General features: G+C 41.7%; 23 protein-coding genes. 17 read left to right on the top strand and 6 right to left on the bottom strand.

Translation table 11 applies throughout. The annotated features are described in order from the left end of the window. Positions 1-5 precede the first annotated feature (5 nt). On the bottom strand, positions 6-245 hold the full coding sequence (locus AC59JT_RS04185; RefSeq protein WP_497396356.1) for a hypothetical protein: 240 nt from the start codon (positions 243-245) through the stop codon (positions 6-8). Positions 246-383: 138 nt separating this feature from the next. Here AC59JT_RS04185 and AC59JT_RS04180 point away from each other — a divergent pair, with 138 nt between their 5' ends. Continuing rightward, positions 384-1,250, top strand: coding sequence for a universal stress protein (locus AC59JT_RS04180; RefSeq protein ID WP_497396355.1), 867 nt, complete (start codon positions 384-386; stop codon positions 1,248-1,250). Positions 1,251-1,298: 48 nt separating this feature from the next. Here AC59JT_RS04180 and AC59JT_RS04175 read toward each other — a convergent pair whose 3' ends face one another. After that, complete coding sequence (locus AC59JT_RS04175; RefSeq protein ID WP_497396354.1) at positions 1,299-3,068, bottom strand: hypothetical protein; 1,770 nt, start codon at positions 3,066-3,068, stop codon at positions 1,299-1,301. A gap of 179 nt (positions 3,069-3,247) precedes the next feature. Between AC59JT_RS04175 and AC59JT_RS04170 the strand changes: the two genes are divergently transcribed. The 16 genes from AC59JT_RS04170 (at position 3,248) to AC59JT_RS04095 (ending at position 18,102) form a co-directional block, all read left to right on the top strand. Further along, the gene (locus AC59JT_RS04170; protein WP_497396353.1) at positions 3,248-3,730 is read left to right on the top strand and encodes a hypothetical protein; all 483 of its coding nucleotides are present in this window, start codon (positions 3,248-3,250) and stop codon (positions 3,728-3,730) included. Further along, positions 3,727-5,010 carry an acetyl-CoA hydrolase/transferase family protein gene (locus AC59JT_RS04165; protein ID WP_497396352.1) on the top strand — a complete coding sequence of 428 codons (1,284 nt, stop codon included), beginning with the start codon at positions 3,727-3,729 and terminating at the stop codon, positions 5,008-5,010. The genes AC59JT_RS04170 and AC59JT_RS04165 overlap by 4 nt, the downstream gene beginning before the upstream one ends. Before the next feature lie 18 nt (positions 5,011-5,028). After that, a complete protein-coding gene (locus tag AC59JT_RS04160) occupies positions 5,029-5,916 on the top strand; it encodes a universal stress protein (RefSeq protein ID WP_497396351.1) in 888 nt (295 codons plus the stop codon). Between the two features lie 180 nt (positions 5,917-6,096). Beyond that, on the top strand, positions 6,097-6,723 hold the full coding sequence (locus tag AC59JT_RS04155; RefSeq protein WP_497396350.1) for a YceI family protein: 627 nt from the start codon (positions 6,097-6,099) through the stop codon (positions 6,721-6,723). A gap of 31 nt (positions 6,724-6,754) precedes the next feature. Beyond that, entirely contained in the window at positions 6,755-8,134 is a 1,380-nt protein-coding gene (locus AC59JT_RS04150; protein WP_497396349.1) for a hypothetical protein, read from the top strand. Positions 8,135-8,224: 90 nt separating this feature from the next. Continuing rightward, positions 8,225-8,632, top strand: a complete 408-nt coding sequence (locus AC59JT_RS04145) for a hypothetical protein (protein ID WP_497396348.1) — start codon at positions 8,225-8,227, stop codon at positions 8,630-8,632. Positions 8,633-8,643: 11 nt separating this feature from the next. After that, positions 8,644-9,240 carry a YceI family protein gene (locus AC59JT_RS04140; RefSeq protein WP_497396347.1) on the top strand — a complete coding sequence of 199 codons (597 nt, stop codon included), beginning with the start codon at positions 8,644-8,646 and terminating at the stop codon, positions 9,238-9,240. An 89-nt stretch (positions 9,241-9,329) separates the two neighbouring features. Continuing rightward, a complete protein-coding gene (locus AC59JT_RS04135; RefSeq protein ID WP_497396346.1) occupies positions 9,330-11,717 on the top strand; it encodes a heavy metal translocating P-type ATPase in 2,388 nt (795 codons plus the stop codon). Further along, the gene (gene ccoS / locus AC59JT_RS04130; protein ID WP_497396345.1) at positions 11,714-11,875 is read left to right on the top strand and encodes a cbb3-type cytochrome oxidase assembly protein CcoS; all 162 of its coding nucleotides are present in this window, start codon (positions 11,714-11,716) and stop codon (positions 11,873-11,875) included. Before AC59JT_RS04135 ends, ccoS begins: the two co-directional genes overlap by 4 nt. Before the next feature lie 83 nt (positions 11,876-11,958). After that, positions 11,959-14,082: a cytochrome-c oxidase, cbb3-type subunit I gene (gene ccoN / locus AC59JT_RS04125; protein ID WP_497396344.1), complete on the top strand. Its 2,124-nt coding sequence runs from the start codon at positions 11,959-11,961 to the stop codon at positions 14,080-14,082. Positions 14,083-14,093: 11 nt separating this feature from the next. After that, positions 14,094-14,291, top strand: a complete 198-nt coding sequence (locus AC59JT_RS04120) for a hypothetical protein (protein WP_497396343.1) — start codon at positions 14,094-14,096, stop codon at positions 14,289-14,291. Next, complete coding sequence (locus AC59JT_RS04115) at positions 14,281-15,168, top strand: cbb3-type cytochrome c oxidase N-terminal domain-containing protein (RefSeq protein ID WP_497396342.1); 888 nt, start codon at positions 14,281-14,283, stop codon at positions 15,166-15,168. Before AC59JT_RS04120 ends, AC59JT_RS04115 begins: the two co-directional genes overlap by 11 nt. A gap of 7 nt (positions 15,169-15,175) precedes the next feature. Beyond that, positions 15,176-16,546, top strand: a complete 1,371-nt coding sequence (ccoG, locus tag AC59JT_RS04110; protein WP_497396341.1) for a cytochrome c oxidase accessory protein CcoG — start codon at positions 15,176-15,178, stop codon at positions 16,544-16,546. Between the two features lie 3 nt (positions 16,547-16,549). After that, complete coding sequence (locus tag AC59JT_RS04105; RefSeq protein WP_497396340.1) at positions 16,550-16,972, top strand: FixH family protein; 423 nt, start codon at positions 16,550-16,552, stop codon at positions 16,970-16,972. Continuing rightward, positions 16,969-17,658 carry a sulfite exporter TauE/SafE family protein gene (locus tag AC59JT_RS04100; RefSeq protein ID WP_497396339.1) on the top strand — a complete coding sequence of 230 codons (690 nt, stop codon included), beginning with the start codon at positions 16,969-16,971 and terminating at the stop codon, positions 17,656-17,658. Before AC59JT_RS04105 ends, AC59JT_RS04100 begins: the two co-directional genes overlap by 4 nt. Before the next feature lie 93 nt (positions 17,659-17,751). Further along, positions 17,752-18,102, top strand: coding sequence for a hypothetical protein (locus AC59JT_RS04095; protein WP_497396338.1), 351 nt, complete (start codon positions 17,752-17,754; stop codon positions 18,100-18,102). Between the two features lie 84 nt (positions 18,103-18,186). On the opposite strand, the gene hemN is transcribed toward AC59JT_RS04095, so the two are convergent. The 4 genes from hemN to AC59JT_RS04075 form a co-directional block, all read right to left on the bottom strand. Further along, positions 18,187-19,560 (bottom strand): oxygen-independent coproporphyrinogen III oxidase, encoded by a 1,374-nt coding sequence (gene hemN / locus AC59JT_RS04090; protein ID WP_497396337.1) that lies wholly within the window; start codon positions 19,558-19,560, stop codon positions 18,187-18,189. Next, positions 19,560-20,015: a lactate dehydrogenase gene (locus AC59JT_RS04085; RefSeq protein ID WP_497396336.1), complete on the bottom strand. Its 456-nt coding sequence runs from the start codon at positions 20,013-20,015 to the stop codon at positions 19,560-19,562. Before AC59JT_RS04085 ends, hemN begins: the two co-directional genes overlap by 1 nt. 81 nt (positions 20,016-20,096) lie before the next feature. Next, entirely contained in the window at positions 20,097-21,149 is a 1,053-nt protein-coding gene (locus AC59JT_RS04080; protein ID WP_497396335.1) for a response regulator, read from the bottom strand. Next, complete coding sequence (locus AC59JT_RS04075) at positions 21,146-22,333, bottom strand: PAS domain-containing sensor histidine kinase (RefSeq protein ID WP_497396334.1); 1,188 nt, start codon at positions 22,331-22,333, stop codon at positions 21,146-21,148. The genes AC59JT_RS04080 and AC59JT_RS04075 overlap by 4 nt, the downstream gene beginning before the upstream one ends. Between the last annotated feature and the right edge of the window lie 199 nt (positions 22,334-22,532).

Below are 22,532 nucleotides of genomic sequence, written 5' to 3'. Positions count from 1 at the left end.
ACTTTTCAGAAATCATGCTTTTTGATCTCAAATTCTTTTTGATGCGAAAACAGTTGACCATCGTGTTCCCAGTCAAGTGTTATCCGCCATTTACCCTCGCTGTAGTTTGTTACCGGTATTTCTACCAGTGTGCCTTCTTTGCTATCTATCGTTAAACTATAACTTTTGGGCTTGTTGGTTAAAAGTTGCGTTAAACATGCGTGACCTTTAACCGGATGACAAAAATTAAATCTCAGGTATTTCATAATGCTAACTCAATTAGCTCAAATTTAGCCCGACGAAACTCATAAAGTATGATTTACGATCAGCTTAAATAATGATTACCGTCATTATTTAATACGGTTGCATTAAGCAGATTTACCTTGTAAATCAAACTCAAAACTATGAAAAAGCTCCTCCTACTAACTGATTTTTCTGCCCACTCGATCAAAGCGGCCGAATATTGTTATAACCTGGCCAGCCAAATCAGGGCAAACCTGATCTTGTGTAACGCAGTCACCATACCTGCAGATAGCCTGTTGGCCTCTACAGTAGTGTGGCCTGTTTATGATTATGATACCCTTATGGCCGATAGCGAAAATGAGCTAAAGAAGCTAGCAAATCATCTCGACAACGGAAACACAAACCACAAATTCAAACCCGGTTTAAGCGCTATTAATAAAAGTGGATCAGTCGCAAATACCGTGAGTGAAGTTGCCGGCGATATGAGAGTAGACATGCTGGTTATGGGCACACATACGGATAATGGATTGACGTCTTTAATATTTGGTGATCACGCTGAGGAAATGATAGATGCGACACATAAACCACTACTGTTGGTGCCGGGTAATGCCGAAGTGCGACCAATAAAAAAAATAGCTTATGCGACAGATTTTGTACAACTAAAAGATGACCTTGCTGCCATATTTCATTTAATAAGCATTGCAAAATTGATGAATGCAGAATTATTAATTGTACACACCAATGATGACAAGCACACCGCTCCCGCTTTTGAAAAACCATTAGACGGTCTGTTGCTAGAGCTTTCGAACAAAGCCGACTACGCCAATATATACTATCGAATCGTTCAGAGCAGAGATCCAGAAACCGGACTTGATTGGTTATGCGAACATGGACAAATAGATATACTGGCAATGTTACACAGACCAAAAAACTTCATTAAAGAGTTATTCAAACATAGCGTCACTAAAAAAATGGCCGATCATATCAGCATACCGCTGCTGGTATTTCCGCAAGGAATGAGTTACTAGTAAATTATGGCGGATCAAGAGTTACTGAACTTTTGATCCGCCATAATTTTAAATAGCCATCGAATTTAACTTCATCTCAGCCTCCGCCAGATCGGCTAATAAAACAGTTATTTGGTTTGGGAGTGCGTTGAAAAGCGTTTTGTAATAATTTACACCATCGAGTAACTGTTGTTTAAATCTTGATAACTGCCTGCTTTTTTTCTCGCTCAAATCCCTGAAATGGGCTTTTATATCTGCTTGTAAGTATTCTATGTATAGGTCAAGTTCTTTTATAAACATATTGGGCCTTTCTATTTTGCTTAAGACATCTGTTTTACCATAGATGTGCGCTATTAGCTCTTCGAGCGAATAGATGCGGTTAAAGTATGCCAGGTTAGGTCCGGGGCATATTGCTACCGCTTTGTTTTCCCTGGGCTTGCTTATCTCGTATTTAATATAGGTAGACGAACATAGTCCTTCGCATAGACACAGCTTTTCTGTGATCGCATCAAATTGTTCCTGAAATTCTTCGGTTGTAAGATCTTCAGACCTAAGCTGTTTTATCTTAAGATTTTGATACTCCCGCGATGCGGTACAAATGGGTTGCTTTGTGAACTCTGTATTACTGCAGAGGTATTTTTTAGTACAAGGGCTTCCGGGTCGTCCTTTTGCCAATCGTTCCAATCGTTGATGCTCTGCAGAACTACGCTTAAAATTATTGAACAGCACGCCTAATGGTGACGAATTGCTTATATAAAAATCGTCTTCAGTAGCCGCGCTTAACTGGCCCAAAGTATCGTCGTCAACATTGGTAACTTCGGGCACCAGTAAAAAGGGACTCCCCCAGCCTGTCGCGTCAATTTTATAATTATCCAGCAAAAAATTATTTTCCTGGCTTGTACCAATACCGCCCTGTACGCTTAAGCGTTGTGCAGGCGCGCTTTGTATATTGACACCTTTTTGTTGCATAGCCGGCTTATACAACTCAAAAAGTTCGGCGACCATATCGTGCCGTTTTTGTTTAAATTCTTCCAGGATGGGGCCCAGCAAATAGCCTTCGGTAGCAAAGGCATGACCACCGCAATTGAGACCCGACTCTACCCTGAACTCAGATACCCAGATACCTTTTTTTGCCAGGAACTTAGCCTGTATAAACGCCGACCGGCAATCACTAACTTTTAAAATGATCTTCTTACGGAAATAGCCGTTCTCGTCGGGCATAAACTGATCAAATGACTCAAGATAACTATACAAGCGGGGATTCATCCCTGCAGAAAGGATGATAGATGACTCGAGATTACTTTGTGCAAAGCCGCGTAATGCCGCAAGTGCATCTGTATTTTCATCACCCAGGTATTGCCCGTCGGCCGTAAAGTTCATTTTATCAACCTTCGCCATCAGGTTAACATCAATGGCTCCTTTGGTTAAGTGGTTACGTAATATATTTTGAAATATGGTCTTACGTTCACTATCCGGGTATTCCATCATCAAATCATACCCTTGCTTCAACTGCGAATCGTCCGGCAATAATTCAAAATACCTACAAATATCACCACCGGCTGTAAAGGGTTCAGATCTTAACTGTTCAAACTGCTCATTTACTAAGGTATTTACAAGGTCTAAATAAGCGGTAATACGTTTTGCTCTGGCGTCAGGGTCTCCTTTGGCTATTGGTTGAAATATTCTAAAGCTGTGTTTGGTGTGATACTCACGTATTCGCTCAATTAGTTCATCATCTACGATAGATAACGTTGATGCTATGCCGTAACGGGCAACTTTTAATGGTGTATCTATAGAATAGCCTAATCCCAACACCGGGATATGAAAAGTATGACTCATAGTATTAAGTGGATGAAGGCCTTTATTGGCGGTGGCCAAAATTAAATCGCACACGGGCCTGAAAATTTGACCACGGTCACCTTTTGCTAATAAAATTTTCTGACGTACATCATTTTAAAAGCGGCTTTGCATCATTCAACACCCCGCCCATACTTGCCAACTTTACAAAAAAAATCAGCATGGCAACTTTAGTAAACGACGATCAACTGGCTTATGAATTACAGGAACTGTATATCATGAGCAACCACTGGAACGCTGACATTGGCTTTATAACAGACGAGATCAGGTTCTTGAAAAATGCGCTAAATAAATACCGCGTTCGCACCCACAACTTGCAGGCATGCGAAACTGTGCCTTTTTATAAAACACTGGAGCAGCAGGAAGACACAACTTTTGCTGTCAAAAATAAAATAAACGCTTTTTTAAAGTTTATTGAACTTTTCATTGTGGATCCCCGGAAAGAGATGGGCTTAGAAATTATAGAGAGATTTGCCGCCCTGGGATCGGAAATAGAATCAGCATCAGCTTATGTTAAACTTATCAAAGGGTCGATTTTTAAGCTGATAGAAGATGCGATAAGATCAGGCAAGTACGCGGATAGTATCGCTTCTTTAAAAAATGCAACGCACAAAAATTTCAAAACAGTAAGTCCCTTATTATGATAGATCTGAACTACGTAACGGCAAACGAAGCTGTAAAACATATTCAGCCGGGTAATCGCGTTTTTATACACGGTAGCGCTGCTACCCCGGTATGCCTTGTCAAAGCAATGCAGAACAGGCATCACGAACTTTATAATATTGAGCTGGTAAGCGTTACCACTCTTGGCGATGTAAACTTTGATAAGCCAGAACATCGCAAAGCATTTTTCTTCAATTCATTATTTGTTTCTGCAGCCACCAGGAATGTGGCAAACAGCGAAGACGGGGATTACGTACCAATTTTTTTAAGCCAGATACCCCTACTGTTTCGCAGAAATATTTTGCAGCTTGATGTTGCGTTGATAACAGTTTCACCGCCTGATGCCCATGGATATTGTTCGCTCGGTACTTCTGTAGACGTTGCGCGGGCTGCTGTGGAGATGGCAAAATATGTTATTGCACAGGTTAACCCATTAATGCCGCGCACTCATGGTGATGGTTATGTGCATATTAAAAATATTAATGCCATGGTTTGGCAAAATGCAGAACTCCCTGAGGTTGACTATTCGCAAGATGCCGGCGAGGCAATCAAACGTATAGGATATAACGTTGCGTCTTTGGTGGAAGATGGCGCAACCCTGCAACTGGGCATAGGTAGCATACCCGACCAGGTTTTATCAAACCTAACCACGCACAAAAACCTAGGCCTGCATACCGAAATGTTTTCTGACGGGGTCATTCCGCTTATTGAACGGGGTATAATTAACAACAGCCAGAAAAAACTGAATACCGGGCGTTCGGTAACAGCATTTATGGCCGGTACACGCAAGTTATACGATTTTGTGAACGATAACCCGGGTGTTAGAGTGATGGATATTAGTTACGTTAACGATACCAGTATAATTAGGCAAAACCCAAAAGTTACCGCGGTTAACAGCGCCATAGAGATCGATCTGACGGGTCAGATCTGCTCCGATTCGATAGGCACTTACCAGTTTTCAGGCATTGGCGGTCAAATGGATTTTATTCATGGCGCCTCGCTATCAGATGGAGGCAAGCCTATAATCGCCCTTCCATCGCAAACCAATAAAGGCATTAGCCGTATAGTGCCGTTTCTAAAACAAGGTGCCGGCGTAGTTACCACCAGGGGCCATGTACATTGGGTAGTTACCGAATATGGGATTGTTAACCTGTTTGGCAAAAATCTTAAACAACGGGCACAGGCACTTATCGGTATAGCTCATCCAGATCATCAGGAAATGTTGGAAAATGCTTTTTTCAGCAGATTCGAAAAAGTATAACCATTAAACTTATAGGTCATGAAAACGATATTAGTATTAACAGATTTCACCATTAAAGATGATAATGCCGCCAGTTATGGTTTAAACCTGGCGCAAAAGGTAAAAGCCAACATTTGTTTGTGTAACGTTTACCCCAATTTAAACGCCACCATGGCAGCGGGTAATCCGGTTTTCATAAATGAAATGTATGAATCTATGGAACAACAAAGCCAGAATGATTTGAACGAGCTGGCTGCGCGATTAAAAAAACAATTAAATAGTTTAAATGAGTCATGGTTTAAACCGGCCATTAACGTGTGCAGTAAAGGTGGCCCTTTAACTGTAGCTGTTAACGAAGTAATTGCAAGCCGTAACATTGTGATGGCGGTTATTGCCGCGCATAGCAAGGACGACTTTTTTAATTTTATAAATGTAGATCACGCACGCCAGATCATCGAGGACATCAATTGCCCGGTTTTAGTATTGCCATACCAGGCTAAATTCAAAAACTTCAGCAAAATAGCTTTTGCAACAGACCTTGACAACAGCAACACCCAGGCTGTAAATAGTGTATGTAAATTAGGCAAATGCTTTAACGCTGAAATATTAATAGCGCACGTAGGCCCGGAACCATTGGGAAAAGTTACTGAAGATTACATTCTTAAGCGTTTCATTGATAAAGATGTATTCCCAGACGAATTACCGAAAATCCAATATCAACCCATCATAAACAAAAAGGTAAGCGCCGGGCTAGATTGGTTAGCAGAGCACATTGATATTGATCTGATGGTGCTGGTGCATAGAAAACGAAATTTTCTGCAAAAAATTTTTGAGCGAAGCGTGACCAAGAAAATGGCTGATCATTTAAATAAGCCGATGTTAATATTCAAGCCTAATTATAACAATACTGTGCTGGCTACAATTTAATATTTCAAGTTATAATTCTGATGCCCGGATGCTTCGCGCCCGGGCATTTTTGTTTAACCCCCCATATGAAACTACATAACATATTGATAATATGATATATATCACAATTTACGAAAACACATATCATTCTGTAGCCAACCGGTTAGCTATACTTTTGATCATACTCAAAAACCAAACAAAATGAAAAATTCAATCAAACAGATAATAACCGCGATAGCCCTAATCGGGACGGTTATTTTAAGTACAATGCCACGAAGCGTTCACGCTCAGGGAGGCTACAAAATATCTTCCGATAAGGATGTCAATGTTAAGGTCCTTGGTGCCTCAAACGTGCACGACTGGAGCTTAACCTCTACAAAAATTGATAGTCAGGGTGATTTTAAAATAGATAATGGTCAACTCCAATCGTTGACCTCATTCTACTTCTCTGTTGAAGCGAAGAGCTTAAAAAGCGAACACGAATCAATGGACAATCGCACTTACAAAACCATGAAGGCAGATCAATATCCGAAGGTTACCTACAAGCTTACCGCTGCTACCGTTAATGCACTTCAAAAGGGGAAATACGTGATCAAAGCCAAGGGGGACCTTACTATCGCCGGCGTAACGCAAAACATTGTATTAAATGTTAACGCGGTGGTAAACCCGGATAATAGTATCTCCTGCACAGGATCTGAAAGTTTAAAACTTACCGACTATAAAATAGATCCGCCAAGTTTTATGCTGGGTGCCATGAAAGTAAAAAACGACCTGACCATTCAATTCAACCTCATTTACAAAAACAATTCACTTTTAACTAAAAACTAATCATTATCCGTAACACATAAATAATAATATTATGAAAACTAAATTTTACTACCTGGCAGGCTCACTGGCTCTTTTGGCAGCCAGCTTTACCCCACTTGCCGCAAACGCGCAAGAAGGACAGATACAATATTATCGCCCTAATAACAAACAAGGCATAAACATATTTGAAACCAGTAAAAAAGACATCGTACCATTTAACGGATTAAAAGTAAAAATAGGTGGCGGGTTTACGCTGGCCTATCAAACGCTCAGAGCTTCTAATACGGCCACGCCTGTAACAAAAACTGTTGGAACGGCTACCGGAAATGTAAATGCCGTAACACCACTTATTGACGGTTTTAATTTGCCGATGGCCAACTTGAACTTTGATATCCAGCTGGCTGACGGTGTTAGATTGAACCTAACTTCATACCTTTCATCAAGGCACCATGAGGATACGTGGGTTAAAGGCGGCTACCTGCAAATTGACAAGATGCCGTTTATAAAAAGCGACCTGGTTGATAACTTGATGAAAAACGTGACCCTGATTATCGGTCAAACTGATATTGATTATGGCGATCAGCACTATCGCCGGGCCGACGGCGGTAACACCATTTATAACCCGTTTGTTGAAAATTACATCATGGACGGCTTTGCCACCGAACTGGGTATCCACGCCTACTATAAATGCCAAAAAACAGGGCTATTTGTTATGGGTGGTATGACCAACGGCGAGTTGAATTCAACCACAATAGCTTCAACCAAAATTGACGCAAAAACTGGCAGAACCAATTACTACACACCTGCTTTTTTAGCTAAACTGGGTTTTGACAAACAACTTAACCCCTATTTAAGGTTTCGGCTAAGCGGTTCATTATACAGCGTAAACAGTGCAAACAGCAGCACGCTCTACGGTGGCGATCGTACCGGCTCACGCTACTACAATGTATTATCAAACCCCACTACTGCCGCTGGTACCGTACTTACACAGGCGGTAGATTATAACGCATTTTCAGGTCGTTTCAATCCAGGTTTTAGCCAGGAAAATCATGCTTACATGGGCAATTTATTTGTGAAATATAAAGGTCTGGAGATATTCGGAACAATTGAAAGCGCTAAAGGCAGATTAATTACAGAAACCTCAACACGCGGTGTTAAACAATACGCGGGCGATGTTGTGTACAGGTTTCCAGCCGGCACAGAGAACTTTTGGGTTGGCTACCGTTATAACACTGTTACCGGGACTATTGTAGGCAATAGTACAGACGTTACCATAGATCGATCTGCTGGCTCAGCTGGTGTGTTTATGACCAAAAACATCATGATGAAAGCCGAGTATGTAACCCAGAAATACAAAAATTATGATGCCACCAACATTTTCAATGGCGGCAAGTTTAACGGCTTCGTTATAGAGGCGGCCATTTCATTTTAGTGTGTGATTGTTAGTTAAAGATCCCTTTGTTTCAAAGGGATCTTTTTCTTGATGCATCATTAAACATAAATACAAAACTATCTAGCAATAATGAAGAAAGTCATTATTTCCGGCCTTATTACCGGCTGCGTATTATTTGTAGTTAGCTATGGTGGGCTTTTCCTGGCAGTGAGGTTTTTCCCTTGGGTGTTTACAGATTACTTCAACCCTCTGTTTAACTCTGATGGAAGCCGAGACTTACTTTTTTATCTCCATGCATTTATTTTCAGCCTGGCACTTTCATGGTTTTGGGAAAGATTTAAAAAGCTATTTAAGGGTCATTTCATTTTACGTGGCGTTGAATTTGGATTAGTGTATTCTGCCATTGCATTGGCACCCGTAATGTGGATCTCATTCAGTGCCCTTGACATTACTGTAGCCATGGTTTTAAGCTGGTTGTTTTACGGTTTAGCGCAAGCCACCATCGCCGGTGTAATCCTGTCCCGGCTTAATCCTTAACGCAGTGTCGCATGCTACACAAGAGCGTTATCTTTTTAGGTTTGCTGTCAGTGCTTTCGGCATTCACAGCTTCTGCGCCATCTATACAAAAATGGGTTGTGTGTCAAAACAGCAGTTTGACCGTAAATGGCACTACCAATATCAATAAGTTTAGGTGCGATATCGCAGCTTATGATCAAACTGATACGCTTGTTTTAACTAAAAATCGCGGCAGCAAAAAAATATTACTTTCAGGAATCATCGGTCTAAAAGTTCAAAGTTTTGATTGTCATAATGCAATGATGACACACGACCTTAGAAAAACCTTAAAAGAAAAGGAGTATCCGAAGCTATACATTCACTTTTTAAGTCTGGAAGAATTACCTGAGCTCACAACCAATACGTCATCTATCACTGGCCAGGTAAATATAGAATTGGCAGGCGTCTCCAAATGCTACGATATTAATTATCAAATATCGACCGACAATAAGCAAACCATTTATTTAAGAGGAGCGCGTGATGTTAAGTTTTCAGACTTTGCTCTTGAACCTCCCCGCAAGCTGGGCGGAATGATCAAAACAAATGATAATTTGAATGTGGTTTTTACGCTTAGTATTAAAGCCATTTGATAAAAAGTGATTCAGGTCACTTTTTCGCCCACCGTGCATCATTCCGTACCTACTTATAATCAAGCAGTTTTGGTCAAACTTAATTAATTATGACCGAGAGCCAAACCATATCAAAAACCACCTGCTATCATTGTGGTGATGACTGTAAAAATGAGGAGTACTTAGTTGAAGAAAAACACTTTTGCTGCCATGGCTGTCAAAGCGTTTACCAGATATTATCTGCCGGTAACTTATGTAACTACTACAGTTATAATGACCATCCGGGTGCTAACAGAGCCAAGACCGATAAACGGTTTGACTATTTAAGCGATCCAGCAATAGCCGCAGAACTAATTGACTACAAAGACGAAAAGATAACCATCGTTACTTTTTATATCCCGCACATACACTGTAGTTCGTGTTTATGGCTGTTGGAAAAACTGAATAAGATCGAGCCTGCCGTTCATGATTGTCGTGTCGATTTTTTGAAAAAACAACTCAACATTCGTTTTGATCACGACAAATTAAACCTACAGCAATTGGTTGAGCTATTATTTGATATAGGTTATGAACCAGTAATCAGCCTGCAGGATATCATCAAAAAACAGAACTCGATTAAAGATAACCTGGTGCAGAAAATTGCTGTGGCCGGCTTCTGTTTCGGCAATGTAATGTTGCTAAGTTTTCCCGAATACTTTGGTCTCTCGGCATTTGAAGAAAACTTTAAACATTTCTTCGGCTGGCTGAATGTGCTGTTTTCTCTACCCGTAGTGCTTTACAGCGGGCGTGGCTATTTTACCTCGGCATGGCAAAATCTGAGTAACAAAGTTTTAAATATTGATTTCCCGTTAGCATTAGGTATAGCAGTTTTGTTTTTACGGACATTAATAGAAGTAGCTACGCATAACGGTGCAGGATTTGCCGATACGCTATGCGGACTTGTATTTTTTCTATTAATAGGCAAGTTCGTCCAAAGGAAGACCTATTATCATATTTCCTTCGAGCGCGATTACCGATCATTCTTCCCGGTGGCGGTTAATGTAGTTGAAAATAAAATATCAAAACCTTTGTCATTATCTAAACTGGAAGTTGGTCACCGCATTTTGATACGCCATAATGAGATCATCCCGGCCGACGCGATCTTATTGAACGGCCAGGCTTTAATAGATTTTAGTTTTGTAACCGGCGAGGCGGTGCCGATAAGCAAAACACTTGGTGAAATTATTTACGCCGGCGGGCGTCAAACCGGGGAAGCCATAGAACTGGAAGTGATAAAACCGGTATCACAAAGTTATTTGACGCAATTATGGAATAACGAGGCATTTACCCGCAAACAAGACAAACGCATGAAAACGTTTAATGAGCGGGTTGGTAAATACTTCACTATTATACTATTGGCCATTGCTTTTGCAGCGTTAATATTTTGGGCACCTACCGATATTAGCCGCGGTTTGGCGGCCTTTACCGCCATTTTAATTGTGGCATGCCCCTGCGCGTTAGCATTAAGTACGCCGTTTACCATGTCGGCAGCGCTAAGCATTTTTGACCGCAATCTGTTTTACTTAAAAAACACTGATGTTGTTGAGCAATTAGCCGGTATTGATACCATAGTTATGGATAAAACCGGTACTATCACAACCGGCACTATCAATAATATTCAACTGGAAGCACATTTGTCACCTTTACAGAAACAGATGGTATACAGTGTTTGCTTTAATTCAAGTCACCCACTGTCGCGCATGATATGTCAATACTTGGGGCATATTGAAAAGCTGCCTGTAAATAACTATAAAGAAGAGCCTGGCAAGGGAATAAGCGCAATTGCAGGTGGTGTACCGATAAAACTGGGTAGTGCCAAATTTGTGCTAGACGGAAGAGAGAGAGTCTCTAAAAACACTAAAGTACATATCCTCATCGCCGGGCATTACGAAGGTTATTTTGCATTCTCGCATAGCTACCGCAACGGCATGAAAGATGTTTCGGCCTTAGGCACAACCTATGATCTTTATCTCCTTTCAGGCGATAAAGATCACGAACGTGATGATATGTCGCAATTCTTTCCATGCCCCGGCTCCATGCACTTTGATCAATCCCCGCAAAACAAGCTCGACTTCATCAAATCATTACAACAGCAGCGGCAAAATGTAATGATGATGGGAGATGGGCTAAACGATGCTGGTGCTTTAAAACAAAGCGATTTGGGGATAGCCATAACCGATGATGTAAACAATTTCTCGCCGGGTAGCGACGCGATATTGGACGGCCGGTCTTTTGATAAATTGCCCGCATTCCTACTTTTTTCCAAGGACACGGTTAATATCATTCACTTCTCTTTCCTTATATCCTTAACCTATAACCTGGCTGGCTTAACCTATGCTGTTACAGGCAATTTATCGCCATTAACCGCAGCTATTTTAATGCCGCTTAGCACAGCTACCATCATATCGTTTACCAGTATCGCCACACATTTTGCAGCTAAAAGGAGGAAACTGGCATGAGTATTTTATATTTTTTGATCGGCTGCAGCGTGTTCCTCGCGCTTATTTTCCTAACCGCTTTCTTTTGGTCTGAGCGTAGCGGGCAACATACAGATCTGCATACACCATCCATGCGCATTTTGTTAGACGACGAGGATGACCAGTCACCCAAAAAGTGATAGCGATCATCTTTTCACAAAACCTGCGTCATTCGGCAAACGGCTACGCGCCGATAATTTTACCAGCACAATAACAGATAAATATGCAACCCGAAAAATTTTACTATGACAACAAGATCGTCCGCAACTTTGGTATAGCCACGGTTGTTTGGGGCATTATTGGCATGACGGTTGGCTTGCTGGTAGCAATACAACTTTACAAGCCAGGTATGAACATGGGCAACCAATACACTACGTTTGGCCGCATACGCCCATTGCACACTAACGCGGTAATATTTGCTTTTGTGGGCAACGCCATATTTATGGGCGTGTACTATTCCTTACAACGCCTGCTTAAGGTCCGCATGTTTAGTGATGCTTTAAGCAAAATTCACTTTTGGGGATGGCAGCTCATAATAGTATCGGCGGTGATCACACTGCCGCTTGGACTGACAACGTCTCACGAATATGCCGAGTTGGAATGGCCTATAGACATTGCCATAACCTTAATTTGGGTGGTATTTGGCGTTAACATGTTTGGCACCATATTTAAACGCCGCGAAAGGCATCTGTATGTAGCCATTTGGTTCTATATAGCAACATTCGTTACCATCGCCGTGCTGCACATAGTTAATTCGTTCGAGTTACCAATATCAGCTTTTAAAAGTTACATGGTTTACGCCGGTGTGCAGGATGCCCTGGTACAATGGTGGTATGGCCATAACGCGGTAGCGTTTTTCCTTACTACCCCCTATTTAGGTATGATGTATTACTTTTTGCCTAAAATGGCTAACCGCCCGATCTACTCTTACAAACTGAGTATACTCCATTTTTGGGCGCTAATATTTATCTATATATGGGCCGGTCCGCACCACCTGTTGTATACCCCGCTACCGGGTTGGGCACAATCGTTGGGAGTAGCTTTCTCCATAATGCTGATAGCGCCAAGCTGGGGCGGTATGATAAACGGCCTGCTTACCCTGCGTGGCGCCTGGGATAAAGTTAGAGACGACGTGATCCTGAAGTTTATGGTGGTTGCATTAACTGCTTACGGTATGGCCACATTTGAAGGCCCCATGCTGTCGCTAAAACAAATTAACAGCATAGCCCACTTTAGCGATTGGATAGTTGCGCACGTGCACGTAGGTGCATTGGGTTGGAACGGCTTTTTAACCTTCGCTATGCTGTATTGGTTAATTCCTCGCCTATATAAAACGGAGTTATATTCTAAAAAAATGGCGTCCTTCCATTTTTGGATAGGCACATTAGGCATTCTGTTTTATGCAGTCCCGATGTACTGGGCAGGTTTTACTCAAGGCTTGATGCTCAAGGAATTTACCGCCGAAGGCATGCTCAAGTATCCCAACTTCTTAGAAACTGTACTACGCATATTACCTATGCATGTAATGCGCTCATTAGGTGGCACAATGTATTTATTGGGTGTAATAGTGATGGCCTATAACCTGATACGTACTGCCAAACAAGGCAGCCTGGTTGCCAACGAAGCCGCTCAAGCCATGCCGCTGGCACCTGTTACACACCATGGTAACGAAGCAGGCTGGCACCGCGCATTAGAACGTAAACCGATACAAATGATGATCGCCGCACTGATAGTTATTTTGATAGGAACGTTTATTGAAATTATGCCGACGATGACCGTGTCATCAAACATACCCACAATAGCCAGCGTAAAACCTTATACCCCGCTGGAATTACAAGGTCGGGATATTTATATCCGCGAGGGCTGTGTGAATTGCCATTCGCAAACTATCAGACCGTTCCGCTCTGAAACGGAACGGTACGGTGAATACAGCAAGGCCGGCGAATTTGTGTACGACCATCCATTTTTATGGGGCTCAAAACGTACCGGCCCCGACCTGGCCCGCCAAGGCGGCAAATACGGCAATGCCTGGCACTACAACCACTTAATGGACCCACGATTAATGTCGCCCGGAAGCATTATGCCGGAGTATAGCTGGTTACTAACCCAAACGCTGGATACTACCACTACTAGGGCCAAAATAAATGCGATGCGCAAATTGGGTGTTCCTTACGCTATAGACTTTGAAAATACAGCCAACACTGAACTGGATAAACAAGCTAAAGCCATTGCTGAGAATTTGGCTAAAGATCATATCAAGGTTAAAAGCGACAAGGAGGTGATCGCTATAATCGCTTACCTGCAACGGTTAGGTACAGATATTAAAACTACAAAAACGGCTAATTAATAATTACCATCATGTTTAAGCAATTTACAGAAAGCATCCAGGGTAACCAGGTTTATCTACTGCTTTCGCTATGCGTGTTTCTACTTTTTTTCATTATCGCATTTATACTGTTGATCAGGCTACCCAAACCTCATGCCGACCATATGAGCAACCTGCCCATACATGACCATATCGATGACAACACAATTTCAGCAAGCCATGAAAAATAAACTATTATTAACCGGAACGTTATTGTTGTTTATACCATCTGCCAGGGCATCAGCAAACGAAATTGAAACAGGGAAATTAATGGACTATATTGGCTTTGCCGCCATTGTGTTTTTGCTGTTGCTTATCATAGTTGCAACCTTGGTTATGCTGCGCGCCTTTAAAGTACTTAGTCGCATAATTTTAAAGGCCGAAGGTTACACAGATGAGGAAATAGCGACGCAACTCAAACTTCTAAAAAAAGCTAAGGCATCAAAGCAGGACGTCTGGAACAAACTATTATCGCTAAGGCCACTATCAGAGGAGAAAGACCTTATGATGGAACATACCTACGACGATATAGAGGAGCTTGATAATCCTATCCCCGGTTGGTTCATGTATTTGTTTTATGCTACGGTGATATTTGGCGTTGCCTATTTACTAAACTACCATGTTTTTAAAACAGGACCATTGCAAGATGATGAATACAAAACAGAGGTAGCGCTGGCTGATAGCGCCAAAAAAGTATTTTTAAGTAAAGCCGCTAACCGGGTTGATGAATCTACCGTTAAGTTGGAAACCGACGCTTCTACCCTCGCTGCCGGCAAAGGCATATTTAAACAAAACTGTGCCGCCTGCCATGGCGATAATGGCCAGGGCGTTGTTGGCCCTAACCTTACAGATGATTTTTGGCTGCATGGAGGCAAAATAGCCGATTTGTTTAAAACCATAAAATATGGTGTTGCCGCTAAGGGTATGCCAACTTGGGAGAAACAGTTATCACCAAAACAAATAGCCGAGGTAGCAAATTACGTAGCATCGCTGCATGGCACAAACCCGGCAAACGCTAAAGAGCCGCAGGGTGTAAAAGAGACCGGCGAACAGCTGGCGTCAAAATAAAACGGGCATGGAGGGGTTGATAGCTGCAGAAGGATCGGGAAAACGAAAGTGGATATATCCACTTATACGTAAAGGGCCGCTATACAAATGGCGTACCTGGTTAAGTTATGTGTATTTACTTTTCTTTTTCACCGGCCCGTTTCTGCGCATAAATGGCCAGCCACTGTTGTTGTTTAACGTTGTTGAAAGGCAATTCGTCATTCTCGGCCAGGTTTTCTGGCCCCAGGATATATTTCTATTCGCACTTGCCTCATTAGTGTTTATTGTTTGTGTGGTACTGTTTACGATAGCGTTTGGCAGGGTATTTTGTGGCTGGATCTGTCCGCAAACCATTTTTATGGAAATGGTTTTCAGAAAGATCGAAGAATGGGTAGAAGGCGACGCCAGACAACGCAAAAAACTAGATGCGGCACCATGGACACGTGACAAGGCTTTAAAAAAAGCGGCCAAACATTCCTTGTTTATCATCGTGTCGTTTTTAATAGCGAATACTTTTTTGGCGTATGTTATTGGTAGCGAAGCCCTGTTAAAGATAATAACCGAGCCCGTACAACTTCATTGGATAGGGTTTACCAGTATCTGCGTATTTACCGCTGTATTTTATTTGGTTTACAGCCAGGTACGCGAACTGGTTTGCACAGTTATATGCCCCTATGGCCGCCTGCAGGAAGTGATGCTTGATAAAAACACGTTGGTTGTTGCTTATAACAACTTGCGTGGTGAACCCAGAGGTAAATTAAATCGTAAACCAACTTCGCCAGCCGTAAAAGGCGACTGTATAGATTGTGGTTTGTGTGTAGATGTTTGCCCCACCGGTATCGATATACGGCAAGGCACACAAATGGAATGTATAAACTGCACTGCCTGTATTGATGTATGTAACCAGGTGATGGATAAGATACACAAGGATCATAACCTCATCGGCTTTTATTCAGAAAATAATATTCAAAGCAATAAGAAACCCGAATTCAGCACCAGAATGATGGGTTACAGCGCCGTAATAACAGTAATGATGGCTGTACTATGCTATTTCATTTTTAGCCGAGCCGATATGGATATGACGGTAATGCGCGGCGCAGGCATGCTTTACCAGGAGCAGCCGGGCGGTTACATTAGCAATGTATATAACGCCGACGTGATCAATAAATCAAGTTTTACCAGGAACATTTCCATCCAAGCAGAAGATCCATCGATAAAAATAAAATATATACAACGCCCTGTTGTAATTGCCAAGGGTGAAGAAGGGAAGGCTGTGTTTTTTGTGATCATACCACAAAAAAAGCTACGTACAGCAAAAACCGATGTACGCCTGCAACTGGTATCAAACAATAAAATAATACAAACCGTAACTACAGCTTTTGTAGGACCAAGCAATTAAAATATGAACTGGGGAAAAGGAATTATTGGTGGCATGGTGTTGTTCATGCTATTCATCATCGGAATGGGCGTTAAGATGTTCTCTGTTCCGGATGATGATTTTGATAAACAATACTACGAGAAGGGCCTTACGTACGATAAAGAACAAGCCCGTCAACAACAAGTTATTACAGATCTGGCCAAGCCACTAGTCTCTTTAAATTCCCGAAAGATCACTTTGACGTTTGCCGCCCCGGCGCAAGGTATTGTTAAGTTGATACGCCCTGCAAATAAAGCACTCGATAAAGAGTTTAAGATAGCTACCGGCGATAGTAAAGCTGTGACGCTATTAGATGACCACATCTCGCCGGGCCTATGGCACCTGGTGATAGATTGGAAAAGCAATGATAAAAATTACACTTACATGCAGGAGGTAATTATAAAATGAGCAATTATACCGTAGCATTTTTTGTGGGCTTATTTGGCAGCGTGCATTGCATAGGTATGTGTGGGCCATTAGCGCTGGCTGTCCCTTCGTTTAAAACAAACTGGTTATTAATAATTGCCGATAAACTTTTATATAATATTGGCAGGGTAGCTTCGTATACATTATTAGGCCTGGTAATTGGGTTTGTGGGTAAACAACTCTGGTTAGCCGGCCTGCAACAAGGCGTGAGCTTTTTAAGCGGCATGCTTATTATCATGGCCGGTTTTTCAAAGTTGTATAAGCTAAGTTTTAAAGATCACAAAGTAGCTAATCTGCTTTTATCGCCAATTAACCGGGCTTTAGTTTTTGCGCTGCAGAACCGCGCAGGCAATTTTGCTGTAGGGATGCTTAATGGTTTGTTACCATGTGGCTTTGTTTACCTGGCTTTGGTGGGTGCCGTAAACACCTCTTCGCCTTTGGCGGCCTCGGGCTACATGTTTTGGTTTGGGATGGGTACTCTTCCTTTAATGCTGTTAGCCACACTCGGATCGGGTTTTATTAGTCCGCTCATCAGGCGCAAAATAAACGGGGCTATGCCCTACCTGATGATATGCCTTGGGTTTTGGTTTATTTTGCGTGGTATGCATTTAAATATCGCTTATCTAAGTCCGGCCGAGCCCCGAACAAGCGTCACGATTTGTCACTAATTCAATATGTGATCATCATCATTTTCTATAGTGTTGCTTGTCATGGTACAGCTTGGTGCCTATACGCACTTTTGTTGTATAAAATTATCAAACATGGCAACTACGATAAACACTCAATCAAGTTGGACAACAACAGCGCCAACAAAAACAAAAAATGCTTCAACAACTTATGCAAAATTACTTGCGCTAATTGATAGCCAGGCGCATAGTAAAACCATGTGGTTTATGATATCACTTATTGCACAGGGCGTGCTTTTTTTACCCTTGCCTGCCGCGCTAACATTCTATTACGGCGCGCCGGTTTATATTTTGGCAATTACGTTACCACTGTTTTTTGCTAACATAGTAATGGGCATGAGCGGCGCGGGTATACGCACTATACTTGGCTTATTCATAGTAAGCATCATAATGCACTTAGTGATGATGGCTGTATTTATGTTATAAATAACACCCTGATCAATGAGAAAGCCGATAGACGCATCTGCGCTATCGGCCTTTTTATTTTACAACTTTCGAAAGATCCCCATTTTAAACAGCCATGCTAAATAGTTGAGTATCGGGTTTATTATCCCACAATCTACTATCAATGGCCATGCATATGTTACGCAAAAAACGTTTTCCAACAGGTGTTACTTTCAGGCCTCTGGAGTTGAGCTCAATCAAACCATCATCTGCCAGGGGTTGTAAACGAATGATCCCATCCATCAACGATGTGCAAGGTTCGGTGTGGTGGTTCCAGGTTGTGGTGCCTTTGCACATGATATTTAAAATATGCTTTCGGATGATGAGATCATCGCCGGTTAAAATATGCCCTTTTGCGATAGGCAACTCACCTTTGTTTACTAGTTGCATATACTCTTCTACTACTTTCACATTCTGAGCGAAAGCATAACAAGCATCGCTTATCGATGAAACGCCCAAACCAACTAATAATTGAGTATGATTGTCAGTATATCCCATAAAATTACGGTGCAATTTGCCGGCACGTTCTGCTGTAAACAGCGAGTCATCGGGCAATGCAAAGTGATCCATTCCTATATCTTTATAACCATAGCTTTTTAACAAACTACGGCCTATCTCGCGTAACTTACTTTTAGTTTTGCTATCCGGCAGATCAGCTTCTGTAAATTTACGCTGGCCCGGTTTAACCCAAGGGACATGCGCGTAGCTATAAAACGCTATTCTATCCGGGTGCAACTCGGATACCAGGTGCATGGTGTTTACCAATCCCATTATATTTTGCAGCGGCAAGCCGTATATCAAATCATAATTTATCGACGTATAACCGATCTCGCGGGCGTGATAAGTGACATTTCTAACCTGTTCAATGGTTTGTTTACGGTTGATAATGTTCTGCACCACCGGGTCAAAATCCTGAATGCCCAAGCTCAATCTTCTAAATCCAACATCATAAAGCGTTTGCAAATGCAGATCGGTGGTATTACCAGGATGAGCTTCAAAGCCAAACTCGGCCTGTTTATGCAGTTTGGTGCCTTTTAGTAAACCGTTAATCAAAAACTTCAGATTTTCGGCGCTAAAAAAAGTTGGGGTACCTCCTCCCAAATGTATCTCACGAATAAGAGGTTTGCCTCCCATTACTGCCTTGTACATGTTCCATTCCTTCAGTACAGCTTTTATATAGGGCACTTCTACGGTGTGATTTTTGGTAATACGCGTATTGCAACCGCAATAGGTACAAAGATCTTCACAAAAAGGCAAATGGATGTATAAGCTGATACCATCTGTACCACTTTCGGCAAAAGCCCATTTTACGCTATTTTCCCAGGCTGGCTGGCTAAATTTTTCGGTGTCCCAATAAGGCATGGTGGGGTAACTGGTGTACCGTGGCGCAGGAATGTTATACTTCTCGGCAAGCAGAATATGTTCTTTCTCGATATCCATCAGGCAGATTTTGAATTTTTAAGCGTATCTACTTTGCAGTTTTTAGCGCATTGGCAAGCATCGCCTACACATTTGTTAGCCTGCCATAGGTCAAGGTTTTTGATGACCTGCCTGGCCACTTCCTCCAAAGTATTGAATGTGATTGTTTGGTGTGCGGGATATGAAGGTATATTAGCAATTTTGATCCCGTGTAGCGCAGCTGCTTCTTTGTCGATATGCCCGGTGTCTAAAGACCGGGTCAATATATATTTTATGCCAATTTTTGCGAGTTTCGATATGACCGAGGCGGAGACATCATCATTAGTAAAAACTATAGCAGCGTCCTTACCTTCGGCATACACAACCGTATCATCACCTAAAGGATTAGCTATAAGTGTTATATCATGTTTTTTTTGATTGGCTTTCGCCAGAAATTCCTTTTCAAAAGGCCTTATATTGTATGCAACAACTTTCATATAGCTATAATTTATCTTACAAAATTATAGCGAAGTTGAGCGTCAGACCATGAGCATGGTCAGCAAGAAATATGACCTTTATCAGTTTTTCATTTTAGCAAGCCTGCTAAAATCTAAAATATTGATGTTGCTACCTTTCTTGTCTATCAGGCCCTCTTCTTTAAAATCCGACAGCGTGCGGCTCACCGTTTCTGTAGCCATACCGGCCATAGCTGCTAAGTCCTCGCGCGATATTTTGAGTTCACATTTATCTGTTGCCTGCCGGTTATGCAATTTAACAAGCGCCTCTGCCATTCTTTTGCGTACCGAATGATAAGCTAACTGCAAAAGCTGTTCTTCCTTCTCACGAATGTTGTTAGCCAGTATTTTGATAAATTCACGTGCAACGTCCGGGTATAGATTAATCAACTGATCAATCTGATCGCGTGGTATAACGCAAACTGTAGTATCTTCTAATGCTGTCGCAGTATCAGAATAAACCTCGTTGGAAAGTAAGGCCTGAACACCTAAATACTCATCCGCCGAATATAAGCCGGTCATCAACTCGCGGCCATCTTCGGCCATCTTGATGGTTTTTATCTTTCCGCTTAATACCAGGTATACGCCGTTACCTTTATCACCGTCATAATAAACAACCTGATTCTTTTTAAACTGACGGGTTTTTCGTTCATTAATTATTTTTTTCAATTCAGCCAAGCCATCGTTTTTAGCTATGAGTGAACTTAAATTATCCAGCGATTTGCTGTAAAAGCTTTGATGAAGGTCTTTTTTCTTCAGCCTGGTTTCAACTGCGTTCAAAAGCTCCATATCGTCAAAAGGCTTGGTCAAATAGTCGTCTGCTCCCATCTCCATGCCTTTGCGAAGGTCAACACGTTCGGCCTTGGCTGTTAAAAACACAAATGGTATAGCGGCCGTTTCCGGCTTTTTGTTTACCATGTATAAAACTCCATACCCATCAAGTTCGGGCATCATTATATCGCATAAAATAATATCAGGCAGGTTTTTCGCAGCCAGATCAACGCCGATTTTGCCATTATTAGCCGCATATACTGTGTACCCTGCAAGCTCCAGTATCTCAACAATATTATCTCTTATATCGTTGTTATCTTCTATGATCAATACTTTTTTGCTCATTTTATGCCAAATGAAATTGTGAATAAAGTGCCTCTGTTAACTGTGCTTTTAAAGTCTACTTTTCCTTTCATCAAGTCGGCATACCTGGCTACAATGTTTAATCCTAAACCTGTGCCGGGAATGTTACCGGTGTTATGTGCCCTGAAAAAAGCTTCAAATAAATGTTTCTGATCAGATTCTGGTATTCCTATCCCATTATCTTTTACTGTAACTATACATTGGGTATCTGTAAGTTCTGTATTAAACTCTATAAACGTGTTCTCGCCCGAATACTTTATGGCATTAGCAATCAGGTTGATAATGCAATTCTTTAATAAATTCTGGTCAAGCGTAATTACGCTGCTTACCCCCGTGTGCTGGTAAATTATGTTTTGATCCTGTTTGGCTATGAGTTGCATCTCTTCTGTAATTTCTTCGGCTAGCTTAACCAGGTCAAAACTATGAAAAGAGGGCTCTACTTTACCTGCCTCTAATTTTTCAAGCGACAGAAAATCATTTAAGATAGTAGTGAGATTGCCCACAGCGTTTTTAATGCGCGCAACGTGTTTGCGAATATTTGGATTGTCAAACGGTGCAGCGTATTTATCAATTAAAGACGAAGACAATTGAATAGCACTTAACGGCGTACGAAACTCATGAGATGCCATGGATACGAACCTGCTTTTTAACTGCCCTAATTCTTTCTCTTTCTCCAAAGACATACTCACTTCTTCTTTGGCAACCATTAAGTCTTCCACCGAACGCTTTAATGATAAGGTACGCTCCTCCACAAGTTCCTCTAAATGGACCGCATAGTCTTTTAACTGTTCTTCGGCTTCTTTCTGTAAAGTCAGATCATGAATAAAACCAGTGTATATCTTACGGCCCGAAAACTGCACCTCGCTTACCGCCAATCTAAACGGAAAACGTGTGCCGTCTTTTTTTAAACCGGTCACTTCCCGGCCTGTGCCGATTATATGAGGCTCACCGGTTCGTTGATAACGGCCTATGTATTCATCATGACGCTCTTTATCAGGCGGCGGCATTAACATCGATACGTTGTTACCGATCACTTCTTCAGGCGCATACAAAAACAATCTGCAAGCGGCCGGATTCATGGACTCAACTTTCCCCCGGTCATCAATGGTAATTATCCCATCAATAGCATTTTCAATAATGGCCTTTAAAAGGGCAGCGTTTTCCATAGGTTAATTATAAGTGATTGTGATAACAGAACAAATATCAAGAATATACATAACATGAAATATAATTTTTTTCATCCCAAAAAGTGATGGAGATCATTTTTTCCAGTGCCACGTCAACAAAAACACATCACTTATTTAGATGACAGCCATCATTTTTTATGCGATGATTTGAGTCAAACTTTACATCATAAATTAACCA

It is taken from the genome of Mucilaginibacter sp. A3364, from assembly GCF_059690715.1.
The sequence above is the reverse complement of the archived record's forward strand: the minus strand, read 5'-3'. Positions and strand labels throughout refer to the sequence as shown.

What these genes read in the sequence shown, in the direction of transcription:
- AC59JT_RS04185 (WP_497396356.1), bottom strand. Translation starts at nt 245, where the DNA reads ATGAAATACCTGAGATTTAATTTTTGTCATCCGGTTAAAGGTCACGCA.
- AC59JT_RS04180 (WP_497396355.1), top strand. Translation starts at nt 384, where the DNA reads ATGAAAAAGCTCCTCCTACTAACTGATTTTTCTGCCCACTCGATCAAA.
- AC59JT_RS04175 (WP_497396354.1), bottom strand. Translation starts at nt 3,068, where the DNA reads ATGAGTCATACTTTTCATATCCCGGTGTTGGGATTAGGCTATTCTATA.
- AC59JT_RS04170 (WP_497396353.1), top strand. Translation starts at nt 3,248, where the DNA reads ATGGCAACTTTAGTAAACGACGATCAACTGGCTTATGAATTACAGGAA.
- AC59JT_RS04165 (WP_497396352.1), top strand. Translation starts at nt 3,727, where the DNA reads ATGATAGATCTGAACTACGTAACGGCAAACGAAGCTGTAAAACATATT.
- AC59JT_RS04160 (WP_497396351.1), top strand. Translation starts at nt 5,029, where the DNA reads ATGAAAACGATATTAGTATTAACAGATTTCACCATTAAAGATGATAAT.
- AC59JT_RS04155 (WP_497396350.1), top strand. Translation starts at nt 6,097, where the DNA reads ATGAAAAATTCAATCAAACAGATAATAACCGCGATAGCCCTAATCGGG.
- AC59JT_RS04150 (WP_497396349.1), top strand. Translation starts at nt 6,755, where the DNA reads ATGAAAACTAAATTTTACTACCTGGCAGGCTCACTGGCTCTTTTGGCA.
- AC59JT_RS04145 (WP_497396348.1), top strand. Translation starts at nt 8,225, where the DNA reads ATGAAGAAAGTCATTATTTCCGGCCTTATTACCGGCTGCGTATTATTT.
- AC59JT_RS04140 (WP_497396347.1), top strand. Translation starts at nt 8,644, where the DNA reads ATGCTACACAAGAGCGTTATCTTTTTAGGTTTGCTGTCAGTGCTTTCG.
- AC59JT_RS04135 (WP_497396346.1), top strand. Translation starts at nt 9,330, where the DNA reads ATGACCGAGAGCCAAACCATATCAAAAACCACCTGCTATCATTGTGGT.
- ccoS (WP_497396345.1), top strand. Translation starts at nt 11,714, where the DNA reads ATGAGTATTTTATATTTTTTGATCGGCTGCAGCGTGTTCCTCGCGCTT.
- ccoN (WP_497396344.1), top strand. Translation starts at nt 11,959, where the DNA reads ATGCAACCCGAAAAATTTTACTATGACAACAAGATCGTCCGCAACTTT.
- AC59JT_RS04120 (WP_497396343.1), top strand. Translation starts at nt 14,094, where the DNA reads ATGTTTAAGCAATTTACAGAAAGCATCCAGGGTAACCAGGTTTATCTA.
- AC59JT_RS04115 (WP_497396342.1), top strand. Translation starts at nt 14,281, where the DNA reads ATGAAAAATAAACTATTATTAACCGGAACGTTATTGTTGTTTATACCA.
- ccoG (WP_497396341.1), top strand. Translation starts at nt 15,176, where the DNA reads ATGGAGGGGTTGATAGCTGCAGAAGGATCGGGAAAACGAAAGTGGATA.
- AC59JT_RS04105 (WP_497396340.1), top strand. Translation starts at nt 16,550, where the DNA reads ATGAACTGGGGAAAAGGAATTATTGGTGGCATGGTGTTGTTCATGCTA.
- AC59JT_RS04100 (WP_497396339.1), top strand. Translation starts at nt 16,969, where the DNA reads ATGAGCAATTATACCGTAGCATTTTTTGTGGGCTTATTTGGCAGCGTG.
- AC59JT_RS04095 (WP_497396338.1), top strand. Translation starts at nt 17,752, where the DNA reads ATGGCAACTACGATAAACACTCAATCAAGTTGGACAACAACAGCGCCA.
- hemN (WP_497396337.1), bottom strand. Translation starts at nt 19,560, where the DNA reads ATGGATATCGAGAAAGAACATATTCTGCTTGCCGAGAAGTATAACATT.
- AC59JT_RS04085 (WP_497396336.1), bottom strand. Translation starts at nt 20,015, where the DNA reads ATGAAAGTTGTTGCATACAATATAAGGCCTTTTGAAAAGGAATTTCTG.
- AC59JT_RS04080 (WP_497396335.1), bottom strand. Translation starts at nt 21,149, where the DNA reads ATGAGCAAAAAAGTATTGATCATAGAAGATAACAACGATATAAGAGAT.
- AC59JT_RS04075 (WP_497396334.1), bottom strand. Translation starts at nt 22,333, where the DNA reads ATGGAAAACGCTGCCCTTTTAAAGGCCATTATTGAAAATGCTATTGAT.